Origin of the sequence: Pseudooceanicola marinus, assembly GCF_002786295.1 — a bacterium.
In the GTDB taxonomy this organism is placed as follows: domain Bacteria; phylum Pseudomonadota; class Alphaproteobacteria; order Rhodobacterales; family Rhodobacteraceae; genus Pseudooceanicola; species Pseudooceanicola marinus.
Genome location: NZ_PGTC01000016.1, coordinates 90,720 through 109,459 on the forward strand (window position 1 = coordinate 90,720; position 18,740 = coordinate 109,459).

Sequence of the window (18,740 nt, forward strand, 5' to 3'; positions counted from 1 at the left end):
TGCCAAGGCGCCGGGGCGGGCGTCAAGCGATCAGCCGCGACCGCGGTAGGGCGGGACGCCCTGATCGGGGATCCACAGGTCTTCCGGGGCGGGGCCGGTGGCCCAGAAGACGTCGATCGGGATGCCGCCGCGCGGATACCAATAGGCCCCGATGCGCAGCCATTCGGGATCCAGAAGGTCGGCTAGGCGGCGTCCGATCATCACTGTGCATTCCTCGTGGAAGGCGCCGTGATTGCGGAAGGACCCCAGGAAAAGCTTCAGCGACTTGCTTTCGACCAGCCAGTCGCGCGGCACGTAGTCGATCATGATATGCGCGAAATCGGGCTGGCCGGTCATCGGGCAGAGCGAGGTGAACTCGGGCGCGGTGAAACGCACGTTGTAGCGTTCGCCCGGGTTGGGCTGGGGAACGCGTTCCAGCACGGCGGCCTCCGGCGAGGCGGGCAGGCCGGTGGTCTGGCCCAGTTGGGTCAGGCCCGTGGTATCCGTCATGATCTTGCTCCTGGCTGCGGAAGGCGGCGTCCTAGCATGGCTTGCGGTCCCGGGCCAGTGGGCAGCGAAAAGCCCTGCTCCGTCGGGCGAAGCAGGGCCTGTTCCTGGGCCAATCATCGGGGCCCATTCTCTGGGCTTGGCGACCGGACCGGTCGGGGCCGGCCTCAGAGCGCGCTCAGAGGTTGGACTTGATCGCCTCGACCAGGTCGGTCTTCTCCCAGGAGAAGCCGCCGTCGGCGTCGGGCGCACGACCGAAGTGGCCGTAGGCCGCAGTGCGCTGGTAGATCGGCTTGTTCAGGTCCAGGTGCGTACGGATCCCGCGCGGGGTCAGGTCCATGGACTTGGCCACGGCCGCCTCGATCTCGGCCTCGTCGACCTTGTTGGTGCCGTAGGTGTCGACGTAGATCGACAGCGGCTTGGCGATGCCGATGGCATAGGACAGTTGCAGGCAGCATTTGTCCGCCAGGCCCGCCGCAACGATGTTCTTCGCGAGGTAGCGCGAGGCATAGGCCGCGGACCGGTCCACCTTCGTCGGGTCCTTGCCGGAGAAGGCGCCGCCGCCATGCGGGGCCGCCCCGCCATAGGTGTCGACGATGATCTTGCGCCCCGTGAGGCCGGCGTCGCCGTCGGGGCCGCCGATGACGAACTTGCCGGTCGGGTTGACCCACCATTCGGTTTCATCGGTCAGCCAGTCTTCGGGCAGCACTTCGCGGATGTAGGGTTCCACGATCTCGCGGATGTGGGCCGAGGTCTGGGCGTCGTCCGCGTGTTGCGTCGACAGCACCAGCTGCGTCACACCCACGGGCTTGCCGTTCTCGTACTTCAGCGACAGCTGCGACTTGGCATCGGGGCGCAGGGTCGGCTCGGTGCCGTTCTTGCGGACCTCGGCGAGGCGCTGCAGGATCTTGTGCGCGTAGTGGATCGGCGCCGGCATCAGCTCCGGGGTCTCGTTGGTGGCGAAACCGAACATGATGCCCTGGTCGCCCGCGCCTTCTTCCTTGTCGTTCGAGGCGTTCACGCCCTGGGCGATGTGGGCCGACTGTTCGTGCAGCAGGTTGGTGATCTCCACGGTCTCGTGGTGGAACTTGTCCTGCTCGTAGCCGATATCCTTGATGCAGTTGCGGACGATGCCGTCGACATGCTGCATGTAATCGTGAAGTTTGTCCTGATCAGCCAGACCGACTTCACCTCCGATGACTACTCGGTTGGTGGTGGCGAAGGTCTCGCAGGCGACGCGTGCCTCAGGTTCCTCGGCGATGAGGGCGTCCAGGATGGCGTCGGAAATGCGATCGCAGACCTTGTCGGGGTGGCCCTCTGAAACGGATTCAGAGGTGAAGATGTAGTTCTGGCGTGTCATTTGGAAGTGCTCCGGTAAAAGTTCAGACCTGCCCCGTCAGGAAGCCGTTGGGGCGGCGCGTAGTATTGGGTAGGCCGCTAGGACCTTGGGGTCAATCAACTTTCTGGCGAAGACCTGAACACATGGTGAACAAATCCCGCAGCAGCGACACAAAAGAGCGCAAAAGCGACGAGTAGCGCCGACCAGTCGCCGTGCCGGCTGTAGGGCGTGGGCGCGGAGGGCGGTGGCAGGGTGACGTCGAGATGGCCGGTGGTGTTCAGTGGCAGGCTGGCCAGCAGTTCGCCATCTGCGGAGATCAGCGCCGAAACCCCGGTGTTCGCGGCCCGCACCAGCGGTAGCCCCTGCTCCACGGCCCGAAGACGTGCCTGCGCAAGGTGCTGATAAGGGCCGGAAAAACTTCCAAACCAGGCATCATTCGTCACCTGCAAAAGCAGGTCGGGGCGGGCCGGCGCGGCGCGGATGTCACGTGGGAAAACGGCCTCGTAGCAGATCAACGGCAGGGCGCGGCCGATGCCGGGCAACTCCATCAGGCGGGCGCCGGGGCCGGGGGTGTAGCCGCCGCCGAAGCGCGAGGCGAGCGCGCCGATGCCCATATCGGCCATGAGATCGGCGAGGGGCAGGTATTCCCCGAACGGGACAAGATGGTGCTTGTCATAAGTGCCCGAAATTTCGCCATTCGCGCCCAGAAGGGCGAGGGAATTGTAGTAATCGGCCCCGTCGCGGCGCTGCACGCCGAAGGCGAGGGCGCTGCCTTGGGCGGATTCGGCCAGCAGATCAGTCAGCGCGGCGCCTTCGTTCAGCAGGTAGGGCACTGCCGTTTCCGGCCAGATCACCAGGTCCGGGCGGCGGCCCTCGGGGCCCTCTTCGGCCGTCATCTGCTGCAGGCGGTTGAAGAAGACGGGGATGCGGTCGGGCAGCCATTTCTCGCGCTGCGGGGCATTGGGTTGCACGAGGCGCAGCACCGAGGCCTCGGGCGCGGCGGGCAGGGCGCGGGGGGGGAGCGAAATGGCCAGGGCCAGGGGTGCGGCGAAGCCGACCAGCGCCAGCAGGGCGGGGGCGACCCGGCTGCGGCCCGGGCGGGACAGGGCGGCGCCCAGCAGGGTTGCAGGCAGCAGAAGCAACAGTGACAGGGCATGCGGCCCGCCCCAGGCGGCCAGCGGCAGCAGCGGTGACGGGATCAGCGCGTGGCCGATCAGCGCCCAGGGGAACCCGGTGAAGATCCAGCCGCGCAGTGCCTCGGCCAGGGTCAGCGTGGCGGCCAGGGCCAGCGCCGCGGGCAGGCCCGCGGGCGCGACCCGCTTGGCCAGCGCGGCAGCGCCGCCCCAGAACAGCGCCAGCCCGCCGGCCATCAGCACCAGCGCGAAGGGCGCCATCCAGCCATGGCGGGCGATGTCCACCATGAAGGGTTCGACGATCCAGGCCAGCGCCAGGGCGAAATACCCCGCGCCGAAGAGCCAGCCGGCCCGGGCGGCCCGCGCAGGGCGCTCGGCGCGCAGGACCGCAAGGGTCAGCAGGGCAAAGCCCATGATTGCGGCGGGCCAGAGCGACAGGGGCGCCTGCCCGGTGGCGGCCAGGGCACCGGCGGCGACGGGCCAGAGCGGGGCCAGGCGGCGCGGCGAGAGGCGCGACAGGCGGGTCGTCATGATCGGTTCAAGTCCGGAAAAAGGGGTGCGGGCGGGCCTGTGGCCCGCCCTGCGCTGTGTGGCGCGCGCCGGCCCGGGGCAGGGCGCGCGTCGGGGTCATTCCGCGTCGGCGGGTTTCAGGCGGACGCGCAGGCGCTTGATCCGGCGGGGATCGGCCTCGACCACCTCGAACTCATGCCCCGCAGGGTGCACCACGACCTCGCCGCGGGCCGGCACGCGGCCCGCCAGCATGAAGACCAGGCCGCCCAGCGTGTCGATCTCTTCCTCGTCGACGCTGTCGTCATCGGTCAACGAGAGGCCGGTGGCCACCTCGAAATCCTCCAGGGGTGCCTTGGCCAGTGCCAGGTAGCTGCCGGATGCCTCGCGGGTCCACAGCGCATCCTCGTCGACATCGTGTTCGTCCTCGATCTCGCCGATCACCTGTTCGATCAGGTCCTCGATCGTCACGAGGCCGTCAACGCCGCCGTATTCGTCGATCACCAGGGCCATGTGGCGCCGTTCGGTCTGCATCTTCTGCAGCAGCACCCCGATGGGCATCGAGGGCGGCACGAAGAGAAGCGGGCGCAGCAGCTCCTCCAGCTGGAAGTCCGAGGCCGCATCCCAACCGTGCTTCAACGCGAAGTCCTTCAGGTGGACAAAGCCCTTGGGGCTGTCCAGCGTCTCGTCGTAGACGGGCAGGCGGGTCATGCCGCTTTCGCGGAAGATGCCGACCAGATCATCCTGGCTGATGCTCTTGGGGACCGCCACGATCTCCACCTTGGGGATCGCCACATCCTCGACCCGCATGTTGCGCAGGTTCAAGAGGGAATGGCGCCGTTGCGGCGGGCTGGCGGGTTGCGCGCTGGCGCTGCTTTCCGGGGTGCGGGTTGCGGCGCTGCCGCGGTTGCCCAGCAGGCGACCGAAGAAGCCCGGACGCCGCCGCGGGTTCGCATTGGCTGGGGCGCCCACGGGCGCGACACGGGAAGGGGCACTGGGAGCCTGGGGGGCCGCAGGTGTGGCCCCGTTGGGCCGCGCAGGTCCGTTGCCGCCCTCGGAGGAGGAGGCAAGGCGAAGACCATCCTTGGCATGGGCCAGGGGGATGCCGTCCGTGCCGGTCATGGCAGGGCTGGCCTCACGGGATCCGTTGACGAGGCTTCCGGACGCCACGGCATCAGCCGCACCGGTCACGGAAGGAGCCGCGGCAGAGCCGGCGACGCGGGACACGGGTCCCTCGGTTTCGACCAGGCGCATCGCGGGATGCGGTGCTGCGGGGTCTGGGGTCATGGAACGCGCGCGCTGCGCCGCGTTAGAAGACCCGTCTATGCTGTCGCCCATTGTTCCTTTCCGGTTGCCGGCCTGTCAGTCAGCCAAAATTCTATATGGGAATTAATATGGGTCAGCGATACCCAGTTTGCCAAGTATTTCCGTCTCAAGCCCTTCCATCAGCTCCGCATCGCCGTCGCGGACGTGGTCGTAGCCCAAAAGATGAAGGATTCCGTGAACGACGAGATGCGTCACGTGATCGGTAAATGCCTTGTCCGCCTCCGCCGCTTCGCGGGCGCAGGTGTCCCAGGAAATCGCGATGTCGCCCAGTTCGACCGGGCCGAAGATCTCCGCCTCGGGACCGTCCGGTGCCTCCTCTGGCAGATCCGGGGTGCCGCCCTCGTCTTCGGGGGCCAGCTCCTCCGCAGGCCAGGACAGGACGTTGGTCGGCGTGGGCTTGCCCCGGAACTCGGTGTTCAGCGTGGCGATGCGCGCGTCATCGCAGCCCATCACGCAGATCTCGTAGCCGGCTGGGCCGATCCCGAGGCGGGTCAGCACCGCCCGGGCGGCGGTTTCGGACAGCGCAGGCAGATCCGCATCATCCCAGCGGGGATCCTCGATCACGCAATCGACGAGGGCAGGGGCGGAGGGGGCTTGGTCAGTCATGGGCGCCCCATACAGCACCGAAGCGGCCCCGCCAATGCCTCTCGGCGGGGCGCACTAGTGCCTCAGCTTTGCTCGTCGGCCTCGTAGGCCTCGATGATCTTCGCCACCAGCGGGTGGCGCACCACGTCCTTGGCGGTGAAGTAGTTGAAGCTGATGTCGGGGATCGCCCCCAGCAGACGTTCGGCATCGCGCAGGCCCGATTGCACCCCGCGCGGCAGGTCGACCTGGCTGCGGTCGCCGGTGATCACCATGCGGGAGTTCTCGCCCAGGCGGGTCAGGAACATCTTCATCTGCATGGTCGTGGCGTTCTGCGCCTCGTCCAGCACGACGAAGGCATTGGCCAGGGTCCGGCCACGCATGAAGGCCAGCGGCGCGATCTCGATCTTGCGGGCCTCGCGCAGCTTGCCCACGTCCTTGGCGCCAAGGAAATCGTTCAGCGCATCGTAAAGCGGCTGCATGTAGGGATCGACCTTTTCCTCCTGCGTGCCGGGCAGGAAGCCCAGGCGTTCGCCGGCCTCGACCGCCGGGCGGGTCAGGATGATCTTGTCGACGTGACCTTCGATGAAATGGTTCACCGCGACGGCCACAGCCAGGTAGGTCTTGCCGGTGCCCGCCGGGCCGATGCCGAAGGCCAGTTCGTGCTTGTAGAGGTTCTGGACGTATTCCTTCTGCGCCGCGGTGCGCGGCTCGACCATCTTGCGGCGGGTCTTGATCTCCACCTCGCCGCCGCGGAACATCTCCAGCTGGTCACCGCCCTCGGTGGGGGAGGCGGTGCTGTCGGCGCCGGGCTCTCCCATGCGCAGCTCGCGGTCGATGTCGGCCTGGGTGACCTCGCGGTCTGCTTCGAGCCGGGCGTAGAGGGCGCGCAGCACGCCGACGGTCTGCTGGGGCGCGGGGGCCTCGCCATGGGCGACCAGGTGGTTGCCGCGTCTGAGGATCTGCGTGCCGAGCTGCTGTTCCAGGTAGGCCAGGTTCCGGTCGTATTCGCCGCAGAGTTCGATCAGCAGCAGGTTATCGGGAAACTCGACCGAGGCTTCGGAAATTCCGGTGTCATCCGTGTCGGGGGACGTATTCGGGGTCAGCAGGCTTGTGGCCAAGTGGCGCTCCTTCAGATCGGGCCGGTGCGCGGCACCGGCGTGCCATGGGGATAGCGTGGCAGGGGGCGGGGCGAGGGGCAAGAGGGGATTGCATTTGCCGGTCGCACGGGACGAAAAATGCCGCAAGCGAAGGCTTGCGGCATCCTGATGTGGGTATCTGCGCGGGGCGGCGCAAGGCCTCGGCTCCCGCTCAGGTTCCGGGGGCCTGCGTCGGGTCGGGAATGCCCGAGCCGCGCTTGAAGCCGCCGGTGGCGGTGTTGGGCGGTGCGGTGCCCGAGCAGACAGGCTTGCCGTACTTGTCCAGGCGCTGCGACAGGTAGCCTTCGAGGCCGTCGTCGATGATCCAGTGGTCACAGCCGTTGGGATCGACCCAGATGCCGGCCTTCAGCGTGGACAGGTGGTGCGAGTTGATGCCGTAGTCGACGCTCTTGTCGCCGGGCACGTTGCCCGGGTGTGCGCAGGCGGCCAGAGAGGCCAGAAGAAGAACGCCAGAGGCGGCTTTCACGATAGGCATTTGGCTGGTCCCCTTCAGCGGATGCAGATGATTTCGACACGCCGGTTGGCGGCCATGCCGGTGGCGGTGGTGTTGGGCTGGGCGGGATAGCGTTCGCCGTAGCCGCGCACATCCGCGATCCGCGCGCCGACCGAGGCCGCGACCTGGGCCACGGCATTGGCGCGGTTCATCGACAGCTTCAGGTTATAGGCGTCGGAGGCGCGGCTGTCGGTGTGACCGACGATGATGTAGGAGGTCGCGCCCGTGGAGGTGAAGAACTGTTGCAGGCGCTGCCGGTTGGCGGCGCTGATCGCATATTTGTCGGTGGCGAAGAACTGGTCGGTGGGCAGCACGCCGCAGACGTTCTGGCGGCGGCAGACCGGAATGCCCTGACGGGTCACGTGGGGCGTCATGTAGCCCTCGGCGCCGTCATCCATCACCCAGTGTTCACAGCCGTCCGGGTCCACCCAGATCGTCGGTACATAGGGTTCGTTCCACCCCTTGCTCTGGGCCTGCGCGGTGCCGGTCATCCCGGTCGCCAAAACGGCCAGCCCGAGCGCCGCTGCCGAAAAGGCAGCCAGGCCGCGCCGGGCGAAATGCGCGAAAGTCTCTACCACAACAAATATCCTTTCCGTCCCCCGGGGCGATCCGCGCCCGCTTCTTGTCCCGGAAGCCTGCGGATCGGCAATGAAATGCGCTTTCACATTGCAGCAGAAGCATGCGCTTGTGAAGGGTGTTCACCGGCGCGGCGGGGGCGATTCAGGCATATTATGGTTTTGATGCCGCAGCTTGACCTGTGCGGGGCCGTGCGGGTGCAATGCCCGACGGCCTCTCTGGTGCGGGGTGCGGGGCACGCGGGTTCCCCGCCCGAAGGTCTCAGAGCAGCGTGCCGGCCAGGGAGTTGGCCCCGGCGGAGGTAATCTTTACCCGGCGCAGATCGCCCGGTTGCAGCCCCTCGGCTTCGACATGGACGGCATGCAGGTGGTCGGACTTGCCCACCATCTGGCCCGGATGCCGGCCCGCCTTCTCGAACAGCACGCCGACCTCGCGGCCCACCATGTTCTGCATGAAGGCCTGCTGCTGACGGTTCAGCAGCGCCTGCAGCTCGATCAGCCGGTCCGAGGACACGGCGGGATCGACCTGCCCCTTGCGGTCCGCCGCAGGCGTGCCCGGGCGGGAGGAATACTTGAAGGAGAAGCAGGAGGCGTAGTTCACCTGCTCCACCAGGTCCATGGTGTCGCGGAAGTCCTCATCGGTCTCTTCCGGAAAGCCGACTATGAAATCCCCCGACAGCGCCAGGTCGGGCCGCGCCTCGCGGATGCGGTCGATCAGGCGCATGTAACTGTCGCGGGTGTGGCTGCGGTTCATCCGCTTCAGGATGCGGTCACTGCCCGATTGCACGGGCAGGTGCAGGTAGGGCATCAGCTTCTCGCAATCGCCATGGGCGGCGATCAGGTCGTCTTCCATGTCGTTGGGGTGGCTGGTGGTGAAGCGGATCCGCTCCAGCCCGTCGATCTCGGCCAGGGTGCGGATCAGCCGGGCCAGACCCCAGTCGCGGCCCCCGGGGCCCTGGCCGTGGTAGGCGTTGACGTTCTGGCCCAGAAGGGTGATCTCGCGCACCCCACGGCTGACCAGGTCGCGCGCCTCGCTCAGCACTCGGTCGACGGGGCGGCTGACCTCGGTGCCCCGGGTGTAGGGCACGACGCAGAAGGCGCAGAACTTGTCGCAGCCTTCCTGCACCGTCAGGAAGGCGGTCGGGCCCCGCTTGGCGCGGGGGCGGCCCTTCAGCTTCTCGAACTTGTCTTCCTCGGGCATGTCGGTGTCGACGACGCGCGTGCCGCGCCCGGCCTTCGCCTCCATCTCCGGCAGGCGGTGATAGCTTTGCGGGCCGACGACCATGTCCACCATGGGCTGACGCTCCATGATCTCGCGCCCCTCGGCCTGGGCGACGCAGCCGGCGACGCCGATCTTCAGATCCGGCTTCGCGGCCTTCAGCCCCTTGAACCGGCCCAACTCGGAATAGACCTTCTCGGCGGCCTTCTCGCGGATGTGGCAGGTGTTCAGCAGGATCATGTCCGCCTCGTCGGGCGAGCTGACCTCGGTATAGCCCGCCGGGCCCAGGGCCTCGGCCATGCGCTCGCTGTCGTAGACGTTCATCTGGCAGCCGTAGGTCTTGATGAAGAGCTTCTTGGGGCTGGACATGGGCGCGGACCTTTGCGGGAACGGGATCAGGGCGTGTCCCTACACCAGATGCGGGTGGGCTTGCAATCCGGGGGGCGATCGGGCTTGCTTGCGCCGCAACGACAGCAGGGCCGGGAAGGGCGCGGCGGATGTATTTCAGCACGTTTGAGGAGTTCCTGCGCAACGGCAGGGACCTGCTGGCCAAGGGGCCGGTGGCGATGATCTTTGCCGAGGACGAGGTGGAACTGGACACCACCCTGCGCCACCATCGCGACGCGGGCTTTGCCCAGGTGCTGCTGTTCGCCCCCGACGCCTTCACCGTGCCTGACGACCTGAAGGACCTGCCGCGGATCGCCTACAGCATGGCTGCGGACAATGCCCTGAGCCGCGCCGTCAACGCGGTGATCGAGGCGGCGCCGCCGGGCACCTGGCTTTATTACTGCTACAACGCCGAGTACCTCTTCTATCCCTTCTGCGAGACGCGAACGGTGGGAGAACTCCTGACCTTCCACGCCGAGGAACGGCGCGACGCGATGCTGAGCTACGTCATCGACCTCTACGCCGACGACCTGCAGGCGCATCCCCTGGCCGTCTCGATCGAGCGGGCGCATCTGGACCGGGCCGGCTACTACGCGCTGGCGCGGTCTGACGCCTGGGGGAATGAGCTGGCACGGCAGTTGAACTTCTTCGGCGGGCTGCGCTGGCGCTACGAGGAGCATATCCCCGAGGGGCGCCGCAAGATCGACCGGGTGTCGCTGTTCCGCGCCCGTCCGGGCCTGGTGATGGGCGAGGACTATCTGTTCAACGATCCCGAGTACAACACCTACGCCTGCCCCTGGCACCACAACCTGAGCGCCTGCATCTGTTCCTTCCGCACCGCCAAGGCGCTGAAGTCCAACCCGGGCTCGCGCTTCGACATCGGCGGGTTCACCTGGCACAATTCGGCGAAGTTCGAATGGCATTCCCGGCAGCTTCTGGATCTCGGTCTGATGGAGCCGGGGCAGTGGTTCTGACGCCTTCGGGCGGGGTCACCTTGCCGGGGTGAGCGGGGGAGGGGCGCTGTCACCCTCTTGCGCCAGGGGCGCACTTCGCCCCGGAGTATCGTTGGCCAACCTATGGGATGAAGGTGCGCGCCGTCAGGGGGCCACGAGGTGGTCGCGGGCGGTCTGGCGCAGGGCCTGGGTCAGCGGCGCCAGCGCCTCGGCCATCACCCGGCTGACCTGCCAGTAGAGCGGTGTGTCGAGGGTAGCGTTCGGGATCAGTTCGACCAGGGTGCCGGCCTCAAGGTCCCGCTCCAGCAGGGCGCGGGGGTTCAGCCCCCAGCCGAGACCATCGCGGATCGCCAGGGTGAAGCCTTCGGCCGAAGGCAGGCGGTGGGCCGGGGGCAGCGGGCCGGGACCCGCGAAGCGCCGCAGCCAGCTGGCCGGCAGCGTGTCCTTTTCGTTGAAGATCAGCGTGGGCGCCCGCGCCAGGGCCTTTGCAGTGACCCCATGGGCGAAGTGGCGTGCGATGAAGGCGGGGCTGGCGACCGGGATGTAGCGCAGCGCGCCCATGGGGTGCGCCTCGCAGCCGCGCAGAGCGGTGCCATCGGAGGTCAGCGCGGCCGAGACCTGGCCGCGGCGCAGCCACTCGACGGAATGGTCCTGATCGTCGACGTCGATGGAGAAGAGCGTCCCGGGCATGGCCTCCTGGGCGCGGGCCAGCGCCGGCGGCAGCCAGGTGGCCAGGCTGTCGGCGTTGACCGCGATCCGCACGCGCGCCGACGTCGGCTCCAGCCCGAGGCGGCGCAGGGTCAGCGCCTCCAACTGCCCGACCTCCTCGGCATGGCGGACAAGCTGGGCGCCGGTGGCGGTCGCCGTGGCCGGCGGCCCCCGCTGTACCAGGACCGCGCCGATGCGTTCCTCCAGCGCGCGCAGGCGTTGCGACACTGCGGACTGGGTGATGCCCAGGTCCATAGCGGCCTGTTCAAACGACCCGCGGCGCAGGATGGCGGAGAGGGTGGCCAGCTGTGCACGATCCAGCTGCATAAGTTTTCCTAATACAGAAGAAAATTCATTTATTGGACTTACCCTATTGAGGGCCCTAATCCAATAGGGTGTGTCGGTTTTGGGGGAGTTGATGGGCGCTGCCTACTGGGCGGGTTTCGGCCTTGGATTGTCACTGATCGTGGCGATCGGGGCCCAGAACGCCTTCGTCTTGCGCCAGGGTATACTACGGCAGCACGTGCTGCCGGTCGTCGTGTTCTGTGCCGTATCCGATGCGGTTCTGATTGTTTCTGGTGTGTACGGGTTCGGCACGTTGGGCGCGGCGGCACCCTGGGCAACGGAAGGTCTGCGCTACGCCGGCGCGGCCTTCCTGTTGGTTTACGGCGCCCTGGCCTTGCGTAAGGCCTGGCGCGGCGGCGCGGCTCTGCGCGCAGAGGAGGCGCCGTCTCCGTCGCTCTGGCGTTGCCTGGCGATCTGCGCGGCGCTGACCTGGGGCAATCCCCATGTCTACCTCGATACCGTCGTCCTGATGGGGGCCGTCGCCTCCGGCTTTGCAGATCGCGCCAGTTTCGCCGAGGGCGCGGTCAGCGCCTCCTTCCTGTTCTTCTTCCTGCTGGGGTACGGCGCGCGGCTGCTGGCGCCCCTGTTTCGCCGTCCGGGGGCCTGGCGGGTGCTGGACCTGGGCGTGGCGGTGATCATGTGGAGCGTCGCGGCCAAGCTGCTGATGGGCTGATCCGTCGCGGCCGCTAGCCCTGGCGTCGCGCGCCCCCGTGGGGGCTTGCCAGACCGGGTCCGGCTCCCTATCCCGAAAGCATGACAGGAGCACGCAATTCCCGCCCCGTGGTCGCCGTCGGCTGGATGCTGATCACCGGGGTCCTCTTCGTGTCGGTCACCGCGCTGGTGAAGACCCTGGGCCCGTCGATCCCGGCGGCCGAAGGAGCCTTCCTGCGGTTCCTGCTGGGGTTGGTCCTGATGGCGCCAGTGCTGCCGCGGCTGTTTCGCCTGCGGCTGGACCGGGCCACCTGGGGACTGGTGGCGCTGCGCGGGCTGCTGCACAGCGGTGGCGTGGCCCTGTGGTTCTTCGCCATGGCGCGGATCCCGATCGCGGATGTGACCGCGCTGAATTACCTCAACCCGATCCTCATCACCCTGGGCGCGGCGCTGTTCCTCGGCGAAACCCTGGCCTTCCGCCGCATCGCCGCCGTGCTGGTGGCGCTGTTGGGCGCGATCATCATCCTGCGCCCGGGCCTGCGCGAGATCAGCACCGGCCACCTGGCGATGCTGGGCACGGCGAGCTTCTTTGCCGGCTCCTACCTGATCAGCAAGCGCCTGACCGACCGGATCGAGCCGGTGTTGGTGGTGGCGCTGATGTCGGTGACCGTTTCGATCGGGCTGGTGCCCTTGGCGCTGCCGGTCTGGGTGACGCCCAGCCTTGGCCAGCTGGGTCTGCTCATGGGCGTGGCCCTGGCTGCGACGGCGGGGCATTATTGCATGACGCGCGCCTTCCAGGTGGCGCCGATGACGGTGACCCAGCCGGTGACCTTCCTGCAATTGATCTGGGCGGTCATCCTGGGTGCGGTCGCCTTCGGGGAGCCGCCGGACCCCTGGGTCATGCTGGGCGGCGCGCTGATCATCGCTGCGGTCAGCTTCATCACCTGGCGCGAGGCGCAGCTGAAGCGGCGCCGCATCACGCCGCCGGTCGAGGCGACGAAGCTCTGATGACCTCCCCCCATGGTCGGCCTTCGGGCGCTACGGCGCGGTTGGGAAAGCGCGCCGGTTTGATCCCTGTCAAAGTCGAGGCGGTGAATCATCAATAGACCTGTCCTCCAGGAAACGAAGCGAAAGGATCGCCCACATGTCGCATACCCCTCACACGCTCGATCAGGAGTTCCCGGAATTCGTGGAAACCATCGACGCGCTGAAGGCGTCTGACCCGCATTTCGCCAAGCTGGCGGAGGATTACCACGAGGTGAACCGCCAGGTGCACCGGATGGAAACCAACGTCGAACCGGCCGAGGATCTGGCCATCGTCGAGGCGCGCAAAAAACGCGGCCTGCTGAAGGATGAGATCTTTGCCGCGCTGAAGGCCGCGCAGACGACCGCCTAAGCCGTTTCGCATATCGGATCGAGACAGACGGGCGCCCCGGGGCGCCCGTTTTCATCTGCGCCCCTCAGCCCACGTCGTAGGGCAGGGTGCCGCGATGGTTGGCGTCGATGGACAGCCGCCGTTCCAGCGGCGGCACGGAGCGTTGATGGCAATTCTCCCGCTCGCAGATCCGGCAGGAGATGCCGATCGGCTCGAAGGCCTGGGGGCTGCCGATGTCCAGCCCGTCCGCATAGACCAGCTTGTCCGTATGGGCGACCTCGCAGCCCAGCGAAATGGCATAGCGCCGCCGCGGCGCGCCCCAGCGACCTCCGGATTTCGACACGTCCCGCGATAGCGAGACATAGCGCACCCCGTCGGGCGTTTCTGCCAGCTGGCGCAGGAACTGGCCCGGCGTCTCGAAGGCGCGGTGCACGTTCCACAGCGGGCAGGCGCCGCCGTAGCGGGCGAACTGCAGGCGCGTGGCCGAGTGGCGCTTGGTGATCGTGCCGGCCTGGTCGACCCGGACGAAGAAGAAGGGGATGCCCTTGGCGCCGGGGCGTTGCAGGGTCGACAGCCGGTGCGCCACCTGTTCGATGGAGGCGCCGAACCGCATGCCGAGGACCTCCAGGTCGTGCCGCGTCTCCTGCGCAGCGGCGAGGAAGCGGCCATAGGGCATCTGCGCTGCCCCGGCAAAATAGTTGGCCAGGCCGATCTTGGCGATGGAGCGTGCCGTGGGGGTCTGGAAACGGGCCAGGTCCAGCGTCGCCTCCAGCAGCTTGTCCTGTTCCAGCAGGGCGACCTGCAACAGCAGCTGGAAGGTCTGGGTTTCCGGATCGGCGCGCAGCGACAGGGTCAGTTCCTTGCGCTCCGGGTCGTAGCGGCGCAGCTCTGCCACGTCCTCGAACTTCACCCGGATGCCGAGGTTGCCCAGGGCCGAGACGGCGCGCACGCGGATGTTGTTTTCATTCCGCACCGGCGTGGCAAAGCGTTCGGCGGCCCGGTCCACGGCGTCGATGTAGTTGTCGCAGTAATGGAAGAAATCGCGCACCTCGTCCCAGGGCGACGGCGTGGCGCGGGTGTCGTCGCGGCCCAGGGCCTCGTCCAGCGAGGCGAGGCGCTCGTGGGTCTGGCGGTAGGCGCGGTGCAGGTGCAGGAAGGCGCGCGCCAGCGCCGGGGCATTGGCCGCCGTCAGCCGCAGGTCGGCCAGCGGCGGGGCCAGGTCGGCCAGCACCGGGTCGGCCATCGCCTCGCGCATGTCCGACACCAGCCGTTCGCTGTCCCCCGTGGACAGTTCCGTCACGTCGAAGCCGAATTCCTGCGCCAGCGACAGCACCACCGAGGTCGAAACCGGGCGGTTGTTGTTCTCCATCTGGTTCAGGTAGGGCAGCGAGATGCCCAGCTTGGCGGCGAAATCCTTCTGCGTCAGACCCAGCTTCTGCCGCGTTTCCCGGAGCTTCGCCCCGGCGTAGAGCTTCTGTGCGGACATCCCCACTCCCCCTCGCAGCACGCGCGCGACGCGCGGCTTTGCAGTTTTGCCTCTGGCGGAGGCTAACTTTGCAAAGGGTGGTTAACAAGCCGTAAGGCCGGATGGGCGGGCTGGCCGCCGTCAGGCGATACCGATGCGTTGCTCGCGGCGCATGACCATGGTGATGAACCCGATGGAGGTCACACCACAGGCCAGCATCAGCCAGATCAGCGGGAAGGCCCCGGTGCCCGGCCCCAGCAGGGAGCCCGCCAGCGCCGACAGGGCCGCGCCGCCGCCGATCATCATCGACCCGCCCAGGCCCGAGGCCGTCCCCGCCAGGTGCGGGCGCACCGACAGCATGCCCGCGTTGGCGCAGGGGATGGTCATGCCGCTGCCGAAGCCGACGAAGGCCATGGCGCCGAAGAAGACATATTCGCCACCGATTCCCGCATAGGCGCAGAGCAGCGAGAACAGCATCCCGCCCGACACGATCAGGCAGCCGGACATGATCATGCGGTTGGTGCCGATGCGCGCGGCCTGTTGGCCGGTGAACCAGTTGCCGAGGAAGTAGCCCACGCCGGAGGTTGCGTTGAAGATGCCGAACTGCGTCGGTGTCAGCCCATAGACCGAGGTCGCCACGAAGGGCGCGCCGCCGATATAGGCGAAGAAGGCGCCCGAGCAGGTGGCCGCCGCCATCGAATAGCCCCAGAAGCGCGGCGATTTCAGCAGCTCGGGGTATTCGGCAAACTGGCGCAGTACCGACAGGTCGGAGGGTTTCGCCGTCTCGCCCAGATCGTACCAGGTCAGGATCAGGATGGCGAAGCCGCAGGAGAAGAGCAGCCAGAAGGAGGATTTCCAGCCGAATAGCTCGTCCATGATGCCGCCCAGGACGGGCGCGAACATCGGCACCATCGACATGCCCATGGTGACATAGCCCATGGCCGCCGCGGCGCGGTCTGGGGTGTTCACGTCCCGCACGATGGCGCGCGACAGCACCATGCCGCCGGCAACCGTCGCCTGCAGCAGGCGGAAGATCATGAAGGTGGTGAAGTTCGGGGCCAGAAGGCAACCCAGGGTCGCCACCAGGAAGATCCCCAGCCCCCAAAGCAGCAGCGGCCGCCGCCCGTAGCGGTCAGCGAGCGGCCCGATGAAGATCTGCAGGAAGCCGCTGACCCCGAGGTAACCCGCCACCGACAGCTGCACCAGCTTGTAATCGATGTCGAAATGGTCTGCGATACGCGGCAGCGACGGCAGGAAGACGTTCATCGTCATCGCGCCGATCCCGGCCAGCAGGATCAGCGTCGTCATGGTCGGCGGCGTGGTCCGGTCGAAGAGCCGGCGCGGTGGTTGCGATCTCATGCGTGTCTGCTAGTCGCGTGTTGGCGTCATGTCCATGCGCATTGCATGCTCTTTGCGGATTTGCAATTTGCAGTGGCGCCTTTGGCAAGACTTTGCAAATTTGCCCCTTTTTCCTTTTTGCAGCGCCCTCTGGGTCCTATGGTCCCCGGGAAGGCTGCCCCGCGTGGCGCCGTGGTGCCGATCCGGCGCGCGGCCGGGTCAGGGCACAATGGCGCCGCCGGGCGGGTCGCAACCCCCGGGGCCCGTGAGGGAAGGAGATCGCGATGAAGGACATCCTGCAAGAGCTGAACGAGCGCCGGGAGACCGCGCGCTTGGGCGGCGGCCAGCGCCGGATCGACGCGCAGCACGCCAAGGGCAAGCTGACGGCGCGCGAGCGGCTCGAACTGCTGCTGGATGCGGACAGTTTCGAGGAATTCGACATGTTCGTCGCGCATCGCTGCACCGATTTCGGCATGGAGCAGCAGCGTCCCTATGGCGACGGCGTGGTCACCGGCTGGGGCACGATCAACGGTCGCATGGTCTATGTCTTCTCTCAGGACTTCACGGTCTTCGGCGGGTCGCTGTCGGAAACCCACGCCCAAAAGATCTGCAAGATCATGGATATGGCGGTGCAGAACGGCGCCCCGGTGATCGGGCTGAACGATTCGGGCGGGGCGCGGATCCAGGAAGGGGTCGCCAGCCTCGCAGGCTATGCCGACGTATTCCAGCGCAACATCATGGCCTCGGGCGTGGTGCCGCAGATCTCCGTCATCATGGGGCCCTGTGCCGGGGGCGCCGTCTACAGCCCTGCCATGACCGACTTCATCTTCATGGTGAAGGACAGCTCCTACATGTTCGTGACCGGCCCCGATGTGGTGAAGACCGTCACCAACGAGGTGGTCACCGCCGAAGAGCTGGGCGGCGCCAGCACCCACACCAAGAAATCCAGTGTCGCCGATGGCGCCTTCGAAAACGACGTGGAGGCCTTGGCCGAGGTCCGCCGCCTGGTCGACTTCCTGCCGCTGAACAACCGTGAGAAGCCGCCCGTGCGGCCCTTCTTCGATGACGTGGACCGGATCGAGGCCAGCCTCGACACGCTGATCCCCGACAATGCCAACAGCCCCTACGACATGAAGGAGCTGATCGTGAAGGTCGCCGATGAGGGCGATTTCTACGAGATCCAGGAAGACTTCGCCAAGAACATCCTGACCGGGTTCATCCGCCTGGAAGGGCAGACCGTGGGCGTGGTGGCCAACCAGCCGATGGTGTTGGCCGGTTGCCTGGACATCGACAGCTCGCGCAAGGCCGCGCGCTTCGTCCGCTTCTGCGATGCCTTCGAGATCCCGATCCTGACCTTCGTCGACGTGCCGGGCTTCCTGCCGGGCACCGGACAGGAATACGGCGGGGTCATCAAGCACGGCGCCAAGCTGCTGTTCGCCTATGGCGAGGCGACGGTGCCCAAGGTCACGGTAATCACCCGCAAGGCCTATGGCGGGGCCTATGACGTGATGGCGTCCAAGCACCTGCGCGGCGATTTCAACTATGCTTGGCCCACGGCCGAGATCGCGGTGATGGGCGCCAAGGGCGCGACCGAGATCATCCATCGTGGCGATCTGGGCAATGACGAGAAGATCGCGCAGCACACCAAGGACTACGAGGACCGCTTCGCAAATCCCTTCGTCGCCGCCGAGCGCGGTTTCATCGACGAGGTGATCCAGCCGCGCTCGACCCGGCGCCGCGTGGCGCGGGCCTTCGCGAGCCTGCGTGGCAAAAAGCTTCAGAATCCCTGGAAGAAACACGACAACATCCCGCTCTGAGCGGGGTGTCGTGACGCCCGGAGGAGGGGACATGGCAAAGGACGGCTGGCACAGGTTGAGGGAGGAGGACGCGGTCACCATCGCGCGCCGCCTGCCCGTGCGCTTCGATCTTTCGGTCGAGGCGTCCCTTCCCGTGTCGGGACCCGTCAGCCTGACCCGCGTGGCGCATCAGGTCCGCCAGGACATGTGGCGCCGCCTGCAGGGGCTGCGCGGTTTCAGCCCTGCCGTCCGCGTGACGCAGGGCGACGGTCGGCTAACCCTCCGGGCCGGCGGTTCGGTCGAGGGCGCGCTGCCGGGCAAGGCGTGCGACGCGCTCTCGGAGCTGCTGGACAGCCCCACCCACAGGGCCCGCTGGCTGGCCCATGCGGCGAGGCGCGAGCATGGCTGATTCCCGCCGATCCCTGCCCCTGGTCGCCCAAGGAAAGGCTTTCCGCCTGCACGCGCAAGTGTCTGGGAACACGCCGGATCTTGGGGCTGGGACCCTTGCCGCACAAGATGTTGCGGCGGCACCCCGCCGGGCGTATCAGCCTGAGCTTTTCAGAGCACAGGGAAGGCCCGTGACCGCATCCAGATATGAAATTCGCCCCGCTCGGGTTATGATTCTCCAAGGCCGCAATCCCGCGGCCGCAGCATCCGGGTCCGCCCGCCCGGGATCGCCTGATCCCCGTGGATCCATGAGGCAAGACAGGAGTTACCCATGTCCAAGAGCATCCAGTTCATCCTGGCCGCCAGCTTCGTCGCTGGCCTGGCCGCCTGCTCCAAGCCGGCAAGCGAAGAATACGTCGTTGTCGACCCCGAGCCCATCTCGGCCGAGCCGGTCTACACGGGCAAGTACAAGTAAGCCCGTCGCGGGCACCGGGGGGCGGGTTCGCCTCGCCCTT

At 67.3% G+C, this 18,740-nt stretch carries 19 protein-coding genes and 1 riboswitch; of the genes, 7 read left to right on the forward strand and 12 right to left on the reverse strand.

What is annotated here, in order from left to right; translation table 11 throughout:
- Positions 1-30: 30 nt before the first annotated feature.
- The 9 genes from queF to miaB all read right to left on the reverse strand — a co-directional run bounded on the left by queF (position 31) and on the right by miaB (position 9,189).
- Entirely contained in the window at positions 31-489 is a 459-nt protein-coding gene (gene queF, locus CVM50_RS11320) for a preQ(1) synthase (protein ID WP_085889371.1), read from the reverse strand.
- A 175-nt stretch (positions 490-664) separates the two neighbouring features.
- Entirely contained in the window at positions 665-1,846 is a 1,182-nt protein-coding gene (metK, locus tag CVM50_RS11325) for a methionine adenosyltransferase (RefSeq protein WP_085889372.1), read from the reverse strand.
- Positions 1,847-1,853: 7 nt separating this feature from the next.
- Positions 1,854-1,905, reverse strand: a riboswitch (SAM-SAH riboswitch).
- 36 nt (positions 1,906-1,941) lie between these two features.
- Complete coding sequence (gene lnt / locus CVM50_RS11330; RefSeq protein WP_085889373.1) at positions 1,942-3,489, reverse strand: apolipoprotein N-acyltransferase; 1,548 nt, start codon at positions 3,487-3,489, stop codon at positions 1,942-1,944.
- A 96-nt stretch (positions 3,490-3,585) separates the two neighbouring features.
- Complete coding sequence (locus CVM50_RS11335; protein ID WP_085889501.1) at positions 3,586-4,587, reverse strand: hemolysin family protein; 1,002 nt, start codon at positions 4,585-4,587, stop codon at positions 3,586-3,588.
- 267 nt (positions 4,588-4,854) lie between these two features.
- On the reverse strand, positions 4,855-5,397 hold the full coding sequence (gene ybeY / locus CVM50_RS11340) for an rRNA maturation RNase YbeY (RefSeq protein WP_085889502.1): 543 nt from the start codon (positions 5,395-5,397) through the stop codon (positions 4,855-4,857).
- Positions 5,398-5,459: 62 nt separating this feature from the next.
- Entirely contained in the window at positions 5,460-6,494 is a 1,035-nt protein-coding gene (locus CVM50_RS11345; protein ID WP_085889374.1) for a PhoH family protein, read from the reverse strand.
- A 190-nt stretch (positions 6,495-6,684) separates the two neighbouring features.
- Entirely contained in the window at positions 6,685-7,008 is a 324-nt protein-coding gene (locus tag CVM50_RS11350) for a hypothetical protein (RefSeq protein WP_085889375.1), read from the reverse strand.
- Between the two features lie 14 nt (positions 7,009-7,022).
- Positions 7,023-7,517 (reverse strand): OmpA family protein, encoded by a 495-nt coding sequence (locus CVM50_RS11355; RefSeq protein WP_085889503.1) that lies wholly within the window; start codon positions 7,515-7,517, stop codon positions 7,023-7,025.
- A 346-nt stretch (positions 7,518-7,863) separates the two neighbouring features.
- A complete protein-coding gene (gene miaB, locus CVM50_RS11360) occupies positions 7,864-9,189 on the reverse strand; it encodes a tRNA (N6-isopentenyl adenosine(37)-C2)-methylthiotransferase MiaB (protein WP_085889376.1) in 1,326 nt (441 codons plus the stop codon).
- 128 nt (positions 9,190-9,317) lie between these two features.
- Between miaB and CVM50_RS11365 the strand changes: the two genes are divergently transcribed.
- Entirely contained in the window at positions 9,318-10,181 is an 864-nt protein-coding gene (locus tag CVM50_RS11365) for a glycosyltransferase family 2 protein (RefSeq protein WP_085889377.1), read from the forward strand.
- Between the two features lie 123 nt (positions 10,182-10,304).
- Here CVM50_RS11365 and CVM50_RS11370 read toward each other — a convergent pair whose 3' ends face one another.
- Positions 10,305-11,195 carry a LysR family transcriptional regulator ArgP gene (locus CVM50_RS11370; protein WP_085889378.1) on the reverse strand — a complete coding sequence of 297 codons (891 nt, stop codon included), beginning with the start codon at positions 11,193-11,195 and terminating at the stop codon, positions 10,305-10,307.
- A gap of 91 nt (positions 11,196-11,286) precedes the next feature.
- On the opposite strand from CVM50_RS11370, the gene CVM50_RS11375 reads away from it, so the two are divergent.
- The 3 genes from CVM50_RS11375 (at position 11,287) to CVM50_RS11385 (ending at position 13,260) form a co-directional block, all read left to right on the forward strand.
- On the forward strand, positions 11,287-11,886 hold the full coding sequence (locus CVM50_RS11375; protein WP_085889379.1) for a LysE/ArgO family amino acid transporter: 600 nt from the start codon (positions 11,287-11,289) through the stop codon (positions 11,884-11,886).
- 80 nt (positions 11,887-11,966) lie between these two features.
- The gene (locus CVM50_RS11380; protein WP_085889380.1) at positions 11,967-12,872 is read left to right on the forward strand and encodes a DMT family transporter; all 906 of its coding nucleotides are present in this window, start codon (positions 11,967-11,969) and stop codon (positions 12,870-12,872) included.
- Between the two features lie 136 nt (positions 12,873-13,008).
- Positions 13,009-13,260 carry a YdcH family protein gene (locus CVM50_RS11385; protein ID WP_085889381.1) on the forward strand — a complete coding sequence of 84 codons (252 nt, stop codon included), beginning with the start codon at positions 13,009-13,011 and terminating at the stop codon, positions 13,258-13,260.
- A 64-nt stretch (positions 13,261-13,324) separates the two neighbouring features.
- Here CVM50_RS11385 and CVM50_RS11390 read toward each other — a convergent pair whose 3' ends face one another.
- Both CVM50_RS11390 and CVM50_RS11395 read right to left on the reverse strand, forming a co-directional pair.
- Complete coding sequence (locus tag CVM50_RS11390; protein ID WP_085889382.1) at positions 13,325-14,725, reverse strand: helix-turn-helix domain-containing protein; 1,401 nt, start codon at positions 14,723-14,725, stop codon at positions 13,325-13,327.
- A gap of 120 nt (positions 14,726-14,845) precedes the next feature.
- Complete coding sequence (locus tag CVM50_RS11395) at positions 14,846-16,063, reverse strand: multidrug effflux MFS transporter (RefSeq protein WP_085889383.1); 1,218 nt, start codon at positions 16,061-16,063, stop codon at positions 14,846-14,848.
- A 263-nt stretch (positions 16,064-16,326) separates the two neighbouring features.
- Here CVM50_RS11395 and CVM50_RS11400 point away from each other — a divergent pair, with 263 nt between their 5' ends.
- The 3 genes from CVM50_RS11400 (at position 16,327) to CVM50_RS21710 (ending at position 18,700) form a co-directional block, all read left to right on the forward strand.
- Entirely contained in the window at positions 16,327-17,859 is a 1,533-nt protein-coding gene (locus CVM50_RS11400) for an acyl-CoA carboxylase subunit beta (RefSeq protein WP_085889384.1), read from the forward strand.
- 31 nt (positions 17,860-17,890) lie between these two features.
- Positions 17,891-18,247, forward strand: coding sequence for a hypothetical protein (locus CVM50_RS11405; RefSeq protein ID WP_085889385.1), 357 nt, complete (start codon positions 17,891-17,893; stop codon positions 18,245-18,247).
- Positions 18,248-18,556: 309 nt separating this feature from the next.
- Entirely contained in the window at positions 18,557-18,700 is a 144-nt protein-coding gene (locus CVM50_RS21710; RefSeq protein ID WP_198431891.1) for a hypothetical protein, read from the forward strand.
- Positions 18,701-18,740: the final 40 nt, after the last annotated feature.